This is a genomic window from Geodermatophilus sp. SYSU D01186, from assembly GCF_054050215.1.
Genome location: NZ_JBJGYW010000023.1, coordinates 45,086 through 58,589, shown reverse-complemented (window position 1 = coordinate 58,589; position 13,504 = coordinate 45,086). Strand labels below are relative to the sequence as shown.

Below are 13,504 nucleotides of genomic sequence, written 5' to 3'. Positions count from 1 at the left end.
CGCGCGGTTCAGGCGGCGGCCCGGGCCGGGGCGGTGTCGGGTGCCAGGACGGCGTCGACGCCGGGGGCGGCCGGAGCGGGCGCGACCCCGGCGCGGCGGTGCCGGACGGCCCAGCGGGTGACGAGGCCGGCGAGGACGACGAGACCGGCCACGGCGTGCTCGCCGGGCGCGGTGACCGCGACGGCGACGGCCGCGGCGTAGACCACCGTCAGCAGGACGGCGGGGAGGTGCAGGTGCACGGTGCTCCCTCCGGGGGCGGGTGGAGGCGTCCCGCCGGCCGGTGACCGGGTCGTCGGGGACCCGGTCACCGGCACGGCGACGGCGCAGGACGGGACGGGCGAGCCGGCCTACTTGAGCAGGTCCTTGGCCTTCTGCAGCATCGACTGCCCCGGCTGCTGGGGCGTCGGGAACAGCCGCGGGTCACCCGGGGGCAGGATCGGCGCGTCGGCGGTGGCCTCGATCGGCCGCGCGGAGAACTGGCCGCGGCCGTCGACGGACGGGCCGGACGCCCAGCGACCCGCGGCCGCCTCGGGACCGTCGGAGGCGTCGATGAAGGTGTAACCGAGGTCGGCGACCTCCTCCTCCAGCGGGAACGCCTCGGGCACCGGGATGCCCTCGAGCCCGTCGTCCTTGAGCTCCTCGATGGCGGCCAGCCACTGCTGCTGGTGGTAGTGGTCGCGGGTGATGAGGAACCGCAGCAGGTCCTTGACGCCGGGGTCGTCGGTCATGTTGTAGAGCCGGGCCACCTGCAGCCGACCCTGCATCTCGGCGGTCGCGTTGTACATGAAGTCGGCCATGAGGTTGCCGCTGGCGGTGACGTAGGCGCCGGTCCAGGGGTTGCCCATGCTGTCCATGTAGGAGGCGCCGGCGCCGTTGACGATCGGGTGCTGCGGGTTGTGCTGCCCGTACCCGGCGGCGGCCTCCTTGGTGCGGTCGGCGGCGTCCGGCTTGAGCGGGATGTGGTCGAGCAGCCGGTCGATCATCGTCACGATCATCTCGACGTGCGCCAGCTCCTCGGTGCCGATGGCGAGGAGCAGGTCCTTGTACTTGCCGGGCAGCCGGCAGTTCCAGCCCTGCAGCAGGTACTGCGTGGCGACGGTCATCTCGCCCCACTGACCGCCCAGCACCTCCTGCATCTTGCGGGCGAAGTCCGGGTCGGGGCCGTCGGGCTTGGCCTCGTACTGCAGGGCGTGGGTGTGCGTGAACATGCGCGTGTTCTCCCTGGCGTCGTCGCGTCCCCGCTCGTGCGGGACACCAGGGACCTGCCCGCGCCCGGTGGCCCGCCCGTGCCGAGCGGTGGCCCCCGCGTGCCAATCGACGGCGTCCCGTGGGGACACCTGCCGGGGCCTCAGCGGTCGGGCAGCTGCACGGTCAGCGTGAGCGACCGGCCACCGACGTCCCACACCACACGCCCGCCGAGCTCCCGGCTCTGCCGCCGCACCGACCACAGGCCGAGGCCGGTCAGGTCCGGCGGCGGCAGCTCGGTGCGGAGGTGGCCGATCAGCCGCTCGGGCCGGGCGACGGCCTGGGTGAGGGCGAGGTCGACCCAGCCGGGCCGCCGCGTGACCGCCAGCCGCACCGGGGCACCGTCCCCGTGGCGGTGGGCGTTCTCCAGCAGGTTGACCAGGATCCGCTGGACGCGGGCGTCGGCCACCGCGACGTCCTCCGCTCCTCCGCCGAACCGCACCGTGAGCTGCCGCTCGGGCAGGCCGGCGGTCGTGACGGAGACGCGGACGACGTCGCCCAGTGCGCGGGCGCCGCGGCCGCGGGAGACCGCCCCGCCGGTGGCCGCCGCCGTGCGCAGCATCGACGACAGGTGCGCGGTCTGGGCGCGGGCCAGCTCCAGCAGCTCGACCGGGTCCGCCGACGCGCTCCCGAGCGAACCGAGCGCCGCCTCCAGGGAGGCCAGCGGGGTGCGCATGTCGTGGCACAGCGCCCGGACGACGGCGTCCTCGGGACTGGGTGCCCGCTCGTCCGGGACCTCGGGCCGTGGCCGGCGCAGGTGCGCGTGCACACGGTGGAGCAGGTCGGCGAGCAGCCGGGGGTGGGGACGCGTCGATGGGTTGGCGGCCAGGGTCATGGGCACCTCCGACGTGCGGTCCGGTCAGCAGCGCACCGGAGCGCAGTGACCGTGTGGGGGGATCCGGTTGACCGACGCCGGGGCTGAGCGCCGACCCGTCGACGTCGTGCTCGTCGACGACCACCCGCTGTTCAGCCGCGGGCTGGCTCTGCTGCTGCCCGAGGTGAGTGACGGGCGGGTGAGGGTCGCGGGGACGACGGATGACGCCTCCGCGGCAGCCGCGCTGGTCCGCCGGCACCACGCCGACGTCGCCGTGATCGACCTGCACATGCCCCCGCCGGGCGGGACGCGGGCGATCGCCGCGGTGCGCCGGGCCGATCCGATGGTCCGGGTCGTGGCGATGTCGGGGCTGGCCGAGGCCGACGGGGCCATCGAGGCGCTGCGCGCGGGCGCGGCCGGCTTCCTGCCCAAGACCGCCGATCCCGAGGCGCTCGTCCGGCCGCTGCTCGCCGTCCTCGACGGCTGGTCGGTCGTGCCGGAGGACCTGCTGCGCCGGCTGCTCGAGGACGCCGCCCCGACCGGCGAGAAGGGCCTCGCCGAGCGCCTGACCGCCGACGAGCGACGGCTGTGGCGGCTGGTCGCCGACGGCGCCAGCACCATGGAGATCGCCACCACGCTGCACGTCTCCGAGCGCACCGCCAAGCGGCTGGTGGCCCACCTGCTGCGCAGTCTCGGCGTCGCCACCCGGGTGGAGGCGGCCGCGCTGGCCGGCCGGGTGAACCTGGACAGGGGCGCCGGTCGCCCGCAACGGTGAGTTGCATTGGCAACCGGCCACGGGTGCATGAGGGCACCGCTACCCGACCACCTCGCTCGCCACGCGTGGCTAGGGTCGGGCCGGTGAGCGCGCGGATCGTCCTCCTCGGTGCCACCGGCTACACCGGATCCCGCACGGCGGAGGCCCTCGCCGCCCGCGGCGCCCGCCCCGTGCTCGCCGGGCGCGACCCCGTCCGGCTCGCAGCGCTGGCCGGCCGGCTCGGCGGGCTGGAGACCGCGCGGGCCGACGTCACCGACCCGGCATCCGTACGGGCGCTGCTCGGCACCGGGGACGTGCTGGTCAGCACCGTGGGCCCGTTCCTCCGGCTCGGCGGGGCGGCGGTCGAGGCCGCCGTCGACGCCGGCGCGGCGTACCTCGACTCCACCGGCGAGCCGCCGTTCGTCCGCCGGGTGTTCGACGACGCCGGGCCGCGGGCCGCAGCCACCGGCGCCGGCCTGGTCCCCGCCTTCGGCCTGGACTACGTGCCGGGCACGCTCGCCGGCGCGCTGGCGCTGGTGGAGGCCGGCGACCGGGCGCACCGCGTCGACGTCGGGTACGCGCTCGACGGCACCTCCGGGCAGGCGTTCTCCCGCGGCACGCTCGTCTCGCTGGCCGGCGTGCTGCTCGAGCCCGGGTTCGCGTTCACCGGCGGGCGGCTGGAGGAGGAGGCGGCCGGCCGGCGGCTGTGGCGGTTCGAGGCCGCCGGGCGGCCCCGCCGTGGTCTGTCGGCCGGCGGCTCCGAGCACCTGACCCTGCCGGGGCTCGCCCCGGGGCTGCGCGAGGTCGGCGTGTACCTGGACTGGTTCGGCGCGCTGACCCCGATCGCCCACCAGCTGGCCCCGCTGGGGCCGCTGGCCGGGCAGCTGCCGCTGGTCCGCCGCGGCGCCCAGCAGCTGGCCGCGCTGGTGGGCGCCCGCGTGGGGGAGGCCCCGTCGGAGCGCACCCTCGCCGAGGCGCGGACCCGCACCGTCGCCGAGGTCCGGGACGCCGGCGGCGCGGTGCTGAGCCGGGTGGAGCTCGCCGGCCCGGAGCCCTACGGCCTGACCGCCGAGCTGCTGGCCTGGGGAGCCACGCAGGCCGCCGAGCACGGCCTGCGGGGCACCGGCGCGCTCGGGCCGGTGCAGGCGTTCGGGCTGGAGGCGCTCACCGCGGGCGCCGCCGCGGCCGGGCTGCACCGGGCATGAGCGCCGTCGCCTGCGTCGACATCGGCTCGACCTGGACGAAGGCCGCGCTGGTGGGGCTGCCCCGCGGCGACCTCCTCGCCACCGCCCAGGCGCCCACCGACCGGGGGGACGTCGTCCGCGGGGTGCTCGCCGCGACCGCCGGCTTCCCCGAGGCGCCGGTGCTCGCCTGCTCCAGCGCCGGCGGCGGGTTGCGGCTGGCGGTGGTCGGCTACGAGGAGCTGATCAGTGCCGAGGCCGGGCACCGGGCGGCGCTGTCGGCCGGTGCCCGCGTGGTGCACGTGGCGGCCGGGCGGCTGACCGGCGAGGCGGTGGCGCGGCTGGCGGCGGCCGACCCCGACGTCGTCCTCCTGGTCGGCGGCACGGACGGCGGGGAGGCCTCGGTGCTGCGGCACAACGCGGCGGTCCTCGCCTCATCGGCTCCGCTGCAGGGTCCCGGTGCGAGTCTGCGAGTGCTGGGGGGCAGCGGGGTCCTTCCGCGGTCCGTCCCGGTGGTCCTGGCGGGCAACGCCGCCGTCCGCGACGAGGTCGCCGCGGTGCTCCGGGCCGGCGGGCGGCCCGTGACCGTGACCGACAACGTGCTGCCCGACATCGGCCGGCTGGCGCCCGAGCCGGCGCGGGCGGCGATCCGGGAGGTCTTCCTCCGGCACGTCATCGGCGGGGACCGGCTCTCGACCGACCCCCGGCTCCGGGAGTGGGTGCGCACGGTGACCCCCGACGCGGTGCTCGCCGGGGTGGGCGTGCTGGCGGCGACGCGGTCCGGGGGACCAGCGCCGGGCGTGGTGGTGGTGGACGTCGGCGGCGCCACCACCGACGTGTACTGCGTGCCCGACCCGGACGCCGAGCAGGCGACGCTCGGCCGCGAGGCGGTCGGCGTCCCGGCCGCCCGCCGCACGGTGGAGGGCGACCTCGGCGTCGAGGCGAGCGTCGGAGCGCTGCGCGCGGCCGCGGCCGCCGAGCAGGTGCCGGTCCCCGGTGACGCCCCGCTCGACCTGGGCGCCGCGGCGGCCACGATCGCGCTGCGCCGGCACCTGCGCGCCGAGGCGGCGTACGGCCCGGGCGGCGCGGGCGCGCGGACCTGCGGCCTCGTCGTCCTCTCCGGCGGGGTCTTCCGGCGTGCGGACCCCGCCGCGCTGGCCGCCGCGATCACACGGACCGCCGCCGACCGCGGGGGAGCCGGCGGCGTCCTGGCCGACGCGGAGGTGCTCGTGGACCGGCGTTACGTGCTGGCCGCGGCCGGCCTGCTGGCGTCCGGCAGCCCGGACGCCGCCACCGGGCTGCTCACGCGCGCAGGGTCCGCGCCCACGTCCCCGACGACGCGGCCGCGGTGAAGCCGGCGACGTCGTCGGCGGCCATGTCGACGGCCGCGTAGCCACCGCTGCCCGCGCCGACGCACGCCACGACCGTGGCCACCCCCTGCCGGCGCTGGAAGACGCTCTGCCGGACCTGCCACCCCACGACGGCCCGCCGCTGCAGCACCGCCTGCTCGCGCACCAGCCAGCCGCTGCGCACGCTGAACGTGCGGGGGCCCGCCGCGTGCCCGAGCGAGTGGTAGCGGCCGATCCCCATGGGGACGCCGAGGGCGGTGAGCACTCCGCCGGCGGCGAGCAGCCACCACCAGCCGAGCGTGGCCGTGGCGACGGCCCCGGTGGCGGTCAGCAGCAGGCCGCTGAGCACCGCGCGGACCAGCCGTCGGCGCCGCGCCGCGGGCGGGTGGGCGACCAGCGGTCCGGGCTCGTCGACCAGGCGGCGCAGCAGTGCCTCGGCCTCCGTGCGCGGACCCAGCGGCAGCAGCTGCCCCCGCCGGTTCGCCTGGCCGAGGCCGGTGACCAGCGCGTTCACCCGAGCGGCGCGCACCCAGCGCATGCCGAGGCCCTCGCTGAGGGTGCCCCCGCGGATGCGGTCGACCTCGAGCTCGGTGTGCCGCCGGGTGAGCAGCCCGCGGACGGCGACCAGCGTGGCGCCGCGCCGCACCAGCCGGAATCGCCAGTTGACCAGCGCGGCGCCGACCACCGCGGCGAGCGCCAGCAGCACGACCGCGAGCACCGCGGCGACCACCAGCAGCTGGACGTCGGAGAGGTCGGGGCCGTCGAGCTCGGGGACCAGCGAGTCGGGCAGCTCGTCGAGGAACCGGAACAGCGTGCCGACGGCGGCCATCGGCACGACGAGGTAGCTGCCGACCAGCGGGGCGTACAGCAGCCAGCGGTTGTCGAAGCGGGCGAACTCCTCCTCGAGGACCTCCTCGGCGACGCCGTCCGCCGGTGCGGGGACGCCGGCCGGTGCGGCGCCCCGGCGGGCCAGCAGCGTCGCGCGCAGCCGGTCGCCCTCGGCCCGCGGGACGCCGTCGACGACGACCTCCTCGCCGTTGACGCCCACCGCGCCGGCCGCGGCGTCGATGCGCACGCGCACCAGCCCGAACACCCGGTGCAGCGGCGGCGTCTCGACCTCCACGCCGCGGATGCGGTCGTTGGGCACCGTCCGCACCGAGCGGGCCAGCAGCCCGCGGGTCACGACCACCGCGGTGGGCCCGTCGGCGTAGCTGAACCGCCACCAGCTGAGGACGGCGGCCGCCAGCGACAGCGCGGTGATCGCCGCGGCCAGGACGACGACCGTGGTCAGCCCGTCGTCCAGACCGGTGACCGCGACGACGGGGATCAGCACCGGCACCAGCTGCCGGGCCTGCCGGAAGGTGGCGGTGTGCACGGCCACGATCCACGGCGAGGTCCGCCGGCCGGGCGGCGCCGGAGCCGGGGGTCGGCTCACGGTGCCCTCCGGCTCGCCGCCGCGGAGCGCTCCGCTCCTCGCTCGTTCCTCGCCGCGATGCTCGCGCTCCTGTCCGCTCACGTCGCCTCGTCGCGGACCAGCTCCGCGCGCCGGGCGAGGTCGTCGGCGACCCGGGCGGCGACGTCGGCCTCCAGGTGCCAGACCCGCACGGTGCCCTGGCTGGAGGCGGTGAGCACCGCGACGGTGGCCAGGCCGAACAGCTGCTGCAGCACGCCGCGGGTGACGTCGACGGTCTGGATGCGCGAGACCGGCACCAGCGTCCAGGTGCGGGTGAGCCAGCCGGTGAGGGTGTAGACCGCCTCCTCGGTGACCTCCCACCGGTGCACGCGGTGGCGGAACCACGGCCGGATGCCGATCGCCACCACGGCGTAGCCGGCCACCAGCGTCGACAGCACCCAGCGCAGCACCGGCACCGGGCCGCCGACCGGGACGAACAGCACGAAGGCGGTGACCAGCGCCCCGTAGAACAGCGCGCCGAGCACGCCCTCGACGACCCACAACCCGATCGCGGAGCGGGACAGGGCCCAGGCGGGGTCCTGCACGGGGGCGGTGGCGTCGGTGCTCATCGCGGCCCATCCTCGCAGCCCGGCACTCCGTGGCCGCGTGTCACGATGGGGTGCGTGATGCCGCAGCAGGTCCCGACCGTCTCCGCCAGCGAGCTCCCCGAGGACGCCGTCGTCCTCGACGTCCGTGAGGACGACGAGTGGGTGCACGGGCACATCGAGGGTGCGACGCACATCCCGATGGGCGAGGTGCCGTCCCGTCTCGACGACCTGCCCGAGGGCGATCCGCTGTACATCGCCTGCCGGGGCGGGGGCCGCTCGGCGCGGGTCGCCGCGTGGCTGAACGCCAACGGCTTCGACGCGGTGAACGTCGGTGGCGGCATGGGCGAGTGGGAGGCGGCCGGCCGGCCGATGGTGAGCGAGACCGGCCGGCCGCCCTTCGTGCGCTGACAGCCGCGGGAGCAGCGCCGGCGAGCGAGGAGCGGACCGCTACCGGCCCTCGAGCGGGAACTCCGCGAAGCGGGCGCGCAGGTCCTTCTTGGAGAACTTGCCGACGCTGGTCTTGGGCACCTCGTCGATGAACGTCACCGCGTCCGGCAGCCACCACTTGGCCACCTGCGGCTTGAGGTGCTCGAGCACCTCGTCGGCGCTCATCTCCTCGCCCTCCTTGAGGACGACGCAGGCCAGCGGACGCTCGTCCCACTTCGGGTGCGGGATGCCGACGACCGCGGCCTCCTTGACCTTCGGGTGGCTCATGATCGCGTTCTCGAGGTCGACCGAGCTGATCCACTCACCGCCGGACTTGATGAGGTCCTTGGTGCGGTCGGCGATGCGGATCGAGCCGTACTCGTCCATCGCGGCGACGTCGCCGGTCCTCATCCAGCCGTCCGGCGTCGACAGTTCCACGCCGGCGTCGGGGTTGTAGTAGTCCTGCGCGCACCACGGCCCGCGCACCTGCAGCTCGCCGGTGGCCTCGTCGTCCCACGGCTGCGGCTCGAACGTCTCGGCGTCGACGATGCGCGCCTCCACACCGAGGAACGGGATGCCCGCGCGCGCCCGCTGGCTGGCCTTGGTGTCGTCGTCGGCGTCGGCGTAGCGGCGGGGCAGGATGCCCGACGACGCCACCGGGTGGGTCTCGGTCATGCCCCACGCCTGCAGGATCGGCAGGCCGACCTGCTCGCGGTAGGCCTCGCTCAGCGCCCGCGGCACCGCCGATCCGCCGCACCCGATCTCCCGCAGCCGGTGCGACCGGCCGGCCAGGTGCGGCAGCACGCCCTGCCAGATCGTCGGGACGCCGGCGGTGAAGGTGACGCCCTCCTCGACGATGAGGTTCGCGAGCGCCTCGGGCTGCATCATCGGGCCCGGCATGACCAGCGAGGCGCCGGCGGCGGGCGCGGCCTGCGCGATGCCCCAGGCGTTGGCGTGGAACATCGGCACGACCGGCATGGCGACGTCCTGGATGCCGAGGCCGAAGGCGTTGGGCGCCATCACCCCCATGGTGTGCAGCCAGGTCGAGCGGTGGCTGTAGACGACGCCCTTCGGGTTGCCCGTGGTACCGCTCGTGTAGCACATCGACGCCGCGCGCCACTCGTCCTCGACGTGGAAGTCGACCGGCTGCGCCTCGGCCAGCAGCGCCTCGTAGTCGAGCACCCGCGGGTCGTCCGGGATCTCGTTGGAGCCGCCGTCGTCCATGACCACGACCTGCCTGACCGTCTTCATCGTGTCGATCAGCGGCCACAGCAGTGGCAGCACGGTGCGGTCGACGAAGACGACCTCGTCCTCGGCGTGGTTGGCGATGTAGGTCAGCTGCTCGGGGAACAGCCGGATGTTGAGGGTGTGCAGCACCCGGCCGGTGGACGGCGCGGCGAAGTACAGCTCCAGGTGGCGCTGGCTGTTCCAGCCGAACGTGCCCACCCGGCCGTCGGCGCTGATGCCGAGGGTGTCGAGCACCCCGCCCAGCTTCCGGGTGCGCTGCGCCCACTCCGCGTACGTCGTCCGCGTGGTGCCGCCCGGCCCGGCCGTGGCGATCGTCCCGTCGCCGTAGTGCTGCTCGACGTGCCGGAAGATCGCATCGATGGTCAGGGGGTAGTCCTGCATCAGCCCACGCATGGTCTGGATCGTGCCAGTGACCTGGCCCACGTTCTACCGCTCGGGCGGGGAGGGGTCGGCGCGACGGTCACCCACGTCGCGGTGTGGTCGCCGTCCTCGCGGTGTACCGCGTGGCAGGCGGCACCGAGCCGTCAGGGGTCCCGCCTCGGCCCGGGCGCCGAGTGCGTCAGCGGCCGAGGACGACGGGCAGCCGCGCCAGGCCGCGGATCACGAACTCCGGACGCCGCACCGGCTCGCCGCCGAGCTCCAGCCGTGCGGTGCGGTCGAGCAGCGCGCCGAACGAGGCCTGCAGCTCGACCCGGGCCAGCGGCGCGCCGATGCAGAAGTGGACGCCGGCGCCGAAGGTGATGTGCGGGTTGTCGGTGCGGCCGACGTCGAGGGTCTCCGGGTCGGCGAACACGGCGGGGTCGTGGTTGGCCGAACCCAGCAGCGCGGCGATCTTCTGCCCCTCGCGGACGGTCACCCCGGCGATCTCGACGTCCTCGGTGGCGGTCCGCTCGAACAGCTGCAGGGGCGAGTCGAAGCGCATGAGCTCCTCGATCGCCGTCGGCAGCAGCGCCCGGTCCGCGCGCAGCCGGGCCAGCTGGTCCGGGTGGCGCAGCAGGGCGAGCAGGCCGTTGCCGGTGACGTTGACCGTCGCCTCGTGGCCGGCGTTGAGCAGCAGGATGCAGGTGGTGACCAGCTCGTCCTCGGTGAGCCGGTCGCCCTCGGTGTCGCGCACCGTGACCAGGTGGCTGACCAGGTCGTCGCCGAGGTGCTGACGGCGGTCGGCGGCCAGCTCGCGCAGGTAGGCGACGAACTCGCCGGCGGCGCGCTCCGCGGCCTCCTCGACGGCCGTCGTCCGCCCGTACTCGTACATCTTCACGATGGCGTTGGACCACGGGCGCAGCAGCGGCCGGTCGGCGTCCGGCACGCCCAGGAGCTCCGCGATGACGTCGACGGGCAGCTGCTCGGCCATGCCCGAGAGGACGTCGACCGGCTCGGCCCCGCCGGAGCGCTCCACCAGCCCGTCGACCAGCCGGCCGGCCAACTCCTCCACCCACGGCCGCAGCCGCTCCACGTGGCCACGGGCGAACGCGGTGCTGATCAGCCGCCGCAGCCGGGTGTGGTCCGGGGGCTCCATCTCGAGGATGGCGTTGCGGTGGATGAGGTTGAAGTCGCCGAACCGCTCGGCCGGCTCCCTGTCCCGCCAGATCCGGCCCAGCCGGCGGTCGCGCAGGACGGCGTTGGCCTCCGCGTGGCCGAAGGCCAGCCACAGGCCCAGCTCCTCGTGCCACTGGACCGGTGCGGCCGCGCGCGCCCGGGCGAAGGCCGGGTAGGGGTCGGCGACGACGTCGGGGTCGGTGAGGTCGAGCAGGGGGGCGGTGCTGGTCACCCTCCGGAGCCTAGAAGGGCCGCAGTGAGCACCCACCTAGGCTCGTCCCCATGGCCCGCTCCGCGACCCGCAAGCGCTCCGCTGCCCCCGCCGCCACCGACGGCGGTGTCAACCCCAAGGCGCCCTGCCCCTGCGGCTCCGGCCGCCGGTACAAGCACTGCCACGGCTCCGGCTACGCCCCGCCGGTCACCCGCCCGTTCGAGGGGCTGCCCGGCGAGCCGCACTGGGTGGCCCTGCGCGAGCTGGTGCCCGCGGCGACCGCGCCGCTGAAGACCGCCGACGGCCGGGAGGTCACCCTGGCCAGCGTGCTGCCCGGCGGCGCCCCGGCGCTGGTGCGGGCCAACGGGGAGATCCTGCTCGGCGTCCAGCTGCAGGCCTCCTCCGACGACGTCAGCCGCGACCTCGGGACGGCGCTGGCCGCGGCGCTCGAGGCGCCGAAGGGTGCGCCGGTCGAGCCCGGTCCGATCGGTGGCGCCGGCTCGGCGGGGCCCCGGCTGCAGGAGCTGCTCGACCTCGACGCGCCGCTCGAGGTGACCGTGCACGCCGACTTCGGGTTCTGGCTGGAGGGCACCGACGCCGGGCCCGCCGCGAGGGCCGGGCTGGAGCAGGCCAACGCCGCCGTGCTGCCCACCGAGCTGCTGCCCGGCCTCGGCGCGGCCTACTGGGTGCGGCCCGGGGGCGAGCGGGCGCACCTGCGCTGGGTCCGCCCGGAGGCCGAGGAGCCGCTGCTCGACGCCCTGGCCAGGCTGCGCGCCGCCGAGCAGATCACCCTCGGGGAGAGCACCCGGTACGCCGGCGCCTTCCGTGCCCACGGGCTCGTCGTCCCGGTGTGGGACCTGCCGGCCGACGCCCCGGCCGCCGAGTGGGCCGGCCCGGCCCGGGAGTTCGGGGAGCGACTGGAGCAGGCGCTGGCCGTCACCGACCCGCTCACCTCCGACGAGCGCCGGGCCCGCGCGGGCCTGCTCTCCCGCCAGATCACCCTGCGCTGACCGCCCGCCGCCCGCCCGGGCGGCCCCTTCGCGACCCCGTGCCCCGTCCACCCCGGTGGGCGGGGCACGGTTGCCTTGCGGGGGTGGACGGGCTCTCCCCGCGCCGAGATCGGCGGTCTCGTGACCATCAGCGGCTGATCGCCACGAGACCGCCGATCTCGCGCGTCAGCCCCGGTCCGGGCAAGCCGCTCGGTGTCGTGAGGCGGCGCGAAGTTACCGGAGGGTAAGGGTGGTCGCGACGCGCTGCGACGCCACCCCGACAGGGTGCACGCGGACGACGGCGACGTTACGAGAACGTGACGGTTTCTTGGCGGCCAGGAGTTGACGCACTGCGCTTGTTAGCGCTCACACTTATGCGCTCGCCCCGGGGCGAGCCTGAGCGCCGGGGTTCTCGGCGGGCAGACGTCTCGAGGAGGAGATGGCAGTGCGGACAAGGCTCGGATTGACCGCCGCGAGCGCGGTGCTCGCGCTCTCGCTGGCGGCCTGCGGCGGCGAGGGCGCCGGGGGCAGCGGAGGCGCCGGCAGCGGCGGCGACGCGGAGGACCTGACGATCGGTGTCTCGATGCCGACCCAGACCTCCGAGCGCTGGATCGCCGACGGCAACAACGTCAAGGAGCAGCTGGAGGGAGAGGGGTACACCGTCGACCTGCAGTACGCCAACGACGACATCCCGACCCAGTCGCAGCAGATCGACCAGATGATCACCGAGGGTGCCGACATCCTCGTCATCGCGGCGATCGACGGCACCGCGCTCGCGGGCCAGCTGGAGAACGCGGCGTCGAACAACATCCCGGTCATCGCCTACGACCGGCTGATCCGCGACAGCGAGAACGTCGACTTCTACGTCACGTTCGACAACTTCGCCGTCGGTGTGGCCCAGGGCAACGCGCTCCTGACCGGCCTCGGCCTGCTCAACGCCGACGGCTCGCCGGGCACCGCCACCGGGCCGTTCAACATCGAGCTGTTCGCCGGCTCGCTGGACGACAACAACGCCTTCTTCTTCTTCAACGGCGCGATGTCGGTCCTGCAGCCGAAGATCGACGACGGCACTCTGGTCGTGAAGTCGGGCCAGACCGACATCGAGCAGGCCGCGATCCTGCGCTGGCAGCAGGAGACCGCCCAGCGGCGCATGGAGGACCTGCTGACCTCCACCTACAACGACGGCTCGCGCGTCGACGGCGTCCTCTCGCCCTACGACGGCATCTCGCGCGGCATCATCACCGCCCTGCAGAACGCCGGGTACGGCCCGACCCTCGACGCCGCCAACCCGATGCCGATCGTCACCGGTCAGGACGCCGAGATCGCCTCGGTCAAGCTGATCGCCGACGGGGTCCAGAGCTCCACGATCTTCAAGGACACCCGTCTGCTGGCCGAGCAGGCCGTCGCCGCCGCCTCGGCGTTCGCCGAGGGGAACGAGCCCGAGGCCAACGACACCGAGACCTACGACAACGGCGTCAAGGTCGTCCCGTCGTACCTGCTCCCGGTCGAGACGGTCTTCGCCGACGACATCCAGTCGGTCCTGATCGACTCCGAGTACTGGACGCAGGAAGAGGTCGCCGCCGGCCAGGCGGACTGACCTCCGTCACCTGAGCCCCGGCCGGGCTCGGCAGCGGTCGCTGCCGGGCCCGGCCGGCCCCCGGGACATCCGTCCCGTCCGACCTGCCACCCCGTGCGGGGGTGGCGCACACTCTCCACCATCCGCGGGCGCGCTCGGTGCGCACCGACGACA

13 protein-coding genes are annotated in these 13,504 nt (G+C 75.5%); 6 read left to right on the top strand and 7 right to left on the bottom strand.

The features are described from left to right. Positions 1-8: 8 nt before the first annotated feature. From ACI784_RS17090 to ACI784_RS17080, 3 genes are all read right to left on the bottom strand, one after another. Positions 9-239, bottom strand: coding sequence for a hypothetical protein (locus ACI784_RS17090; protein WP_456925236.1), 231 nt, complete (start codon positions 237-239; stop codon positions 9-11). Between the two features lie 108 nt (positions 240-347). Continuing rightward, positions 348-1,208: a manganese catalase family protein gene (locus ACI784_RS17085; protein WP_456925237.1), complete on the bottom strand. Its 861-nt coding sequence runs from the start codon at positions 1,206-1,208 to the stop codon at positions 348-350. 140 nt (positions 1,209-1,348) lie between these two features. Beyond that, complete coding sequence (locus ACI784_RS17080; protein ID WP_456925239.1) at positions 1,349-2,080, bottom strand: sensor histidine kinase; 732 nt, start codon at positions 2,078-2,080, stop codon at positions 1,349-1,351. Positions 2,081-2,147: 67 nt separating this feature from the next. On the opposite strand from ACI784_RS17080, the gene ACI784_RS17075 reads away from it, so the two are divergent. The 3 genes from ACI784_RS17075 (at position 2,148) to ACI784_RS17065 (ending at position 5,346) form a co-directional block, all read left to right on the top strand. Then, a complete protein-coding gene (locus ACI784_RS17075) occupies positions 2,148-2,834 on the top strand; it encodes a response regulator (RefSeq protein WP_456925240.1) in 687 nt (228 codons plus the stop codon). Positions 2,835-2,917: 83 nt separating this feature from the next. Next, the gene (locus ACI784_RS17070) at positions 2,918-4,018 is read left to right on the top strand and encodes a saccharopine dehydrogenase family protein (RefSeq protein ID WP_457014249.1); all 1,101 of its coding nucleotides are present in this window, start codon (positions 2,918-2,920) and stop codon (positions 4,016-4,018) included. Beyond that, the gene (locus tag ACI784_RS17065; RefSeq protein ID WP_457014248.1) at positions 4,015-5,346 is read left to right on the top strand and encodes a glutamate mutase L; all 1,332 of its coding nucleotides are present in this window, start codon (positions 4,015-4,017) and stop codon (positions 5,344-5,346) included. The genes ACI784_RS17070 and ACI784_RS17065 overlap by 4 nt, the downstream gene beginning before the upstream one ends. Here the strand turns inward: ACI784_RS17065 and ACI784_RS17060 are convergent. Then, a complete protein-coding gene (locus ACI784_RS17060) occupies positions 5,297-6,778 on the bottom strand; it encodes a PH domain-containing protein (protein ID WP_457014247.1) in 1,482 nt (493 codons plus the stop codon). The genes ACI784_RS17065 and ACI784_RS17060 overlap by 50 nt on opposite strands. Before the next feature lie 77 nt (positions 6,779-6,855). Then, positions 6,856-7,365 carry a PH domain-containing protein gene (locus ACI784_RS17055; protein WP_457014246.1) on the bottom strand — a complete coding sequence of 170 codons (510 nt, stop codon included), beginning with the start codon at positions 7,363-7,365 and terminating at the stop codon, positions 6,856-6,858. 57 nt (positions 7,366-7,422) lie between these two features. Between ACI784_RS17055 and ACI784_RS17050 the strand changes: the two genes are divergently transcribed. Continuing rightward, positions 7,423-7,752: a rhodanese-like domain-containing protein gene (locus ACI784_RS17050; protein WP_456925245.1), complete on the top strand. Its 330-nt coding sequence runs from the start codon at positions 7,423-7,425 to the stop codon at positions 7,750-7,752. A 39-nt stretch (positions 7,753-7,791) separates the two neighbouring features. Here ACI784_RS17050 and ACI784_RS17045 read toward each other — a convergent pair whose 3' ends face one another. Then, complete coding sequence (locus ACI784_RS17045; RefSeq protein WP_456925246.1) at positions 7,792-9,411, bottom strand: long-chain fatty acid--CoA ligase; 1,620 nt, start codon at positions 9,409-9,411, stop codon at positions 7,792-7,794. 166 nt (positions 9,412-9,577) lie between these two features. Continuing rightward, positions 9,578-10,786, bottom strand: a complete 1,209-nt coding sequence (locus tag ACI784_RS17040) for a cytochrome P450 (RefSeq protein WP_457014245.1) — start codon at positions 10,784-10,786, stop codon at positions 9,578-9,580. Between the two features lie 50 nt (positions 10,787-10,836). Between ACI784_RS17040 and ACI784_RS17035 the strand changes: the two genes are divergently transcribed. Together ACI784_RS17035 and chvE are read left to right on the top strand one after the other, a co-directional pair. Next, positions 10,837-11,775 (top strand): DUF5926 family protein, encoded by a 939-nt coding sequence (locus ACI784_RS17035; RefSeq protein ID WP_456925248.1) that lies wholly within the window; start codon positions 10,837-10,839, stop codon positions 11,773-11,775. A 418-nt stretch (positions 11,776-12,193) separates the two neighbouring features. After that, on the top strand, positions 12,194-13,351 hold the full coding sequence (gene chvE, locus ACI784_RS17030) for a multiple monosaccharide ABC transporter substrate-binding protein (protein WP_456925249.1): 1,158 nt from the start codon (positions 12,194-12,196) through the stop codon (positions 13,349-13,351). Positions 13,352-13,504 lie beyond the last annotated feature (153 nt).

What these genes read in the sequence shown, in the direction of transcription:
- ACI784_RS17085 (WP_456925237.1), bottom strand. Translation starts at nt 1,208, where the DNA reads ATGTTCACGCACACCCACGCCCTGCAGTACGAGGCCAAGCCCGACGGC.
- ACI784_RS17080 (WP_456925239.1), bottom strand. Translation starts at nt 2,080, where the DNA reads ATGACCCTGGCCGCCAACCCATCGACGCGTCCCCACCCCCGGCTGCTC.
- ACI784_RS17065 (WP_457014248.1), top strand. Translation starts at nt 4,015, where the DNA reads ATGAGCGCCGTCGCCTGCGTCGACATCGGCTCGACCTGGACGAAGGCC.
- ACI784_RS17055 (WP_457014246.1), bottom strand. Translation starts at nt 7,365, where the DNA reads ATGAGCACCGACGCCACCGCCCCCGTGCAGGACCCCGCCTGGGCCCTG.
- ACI784_RS17050 (WP_456925245.1), top strand. Translation starts at nt 7,423, where the DNA reads ATGCCGCAGCAGGTCCCGACCGTCTCCGCCAGCGAGCTCCCCGAGGAC.
- ACI784_RS17045 (WP_456925246.1), bottom strand. Translation starts at nt 9,411, where the DNA reads ATGCGTGGGCTGATGCAGGACTACCCCCTGACCATCGATGCGATCTTC.
- ACI784_RS17035 (WP_456925248.1), top strand. Translation starts at nt 10,837, where the DNA reads ATGGCCCGCTCCGCGACCCGCAAGCGCTCCGCTGCCCCCGCCGCCACC.
- chvE (WP_456925249.1), top strand. Translation starts at nt 12,194, where the DNA reads ATGGCAGTGCGGACAAGGCTCGGATTGACCGCCGCGAGCGCGGTGCTC.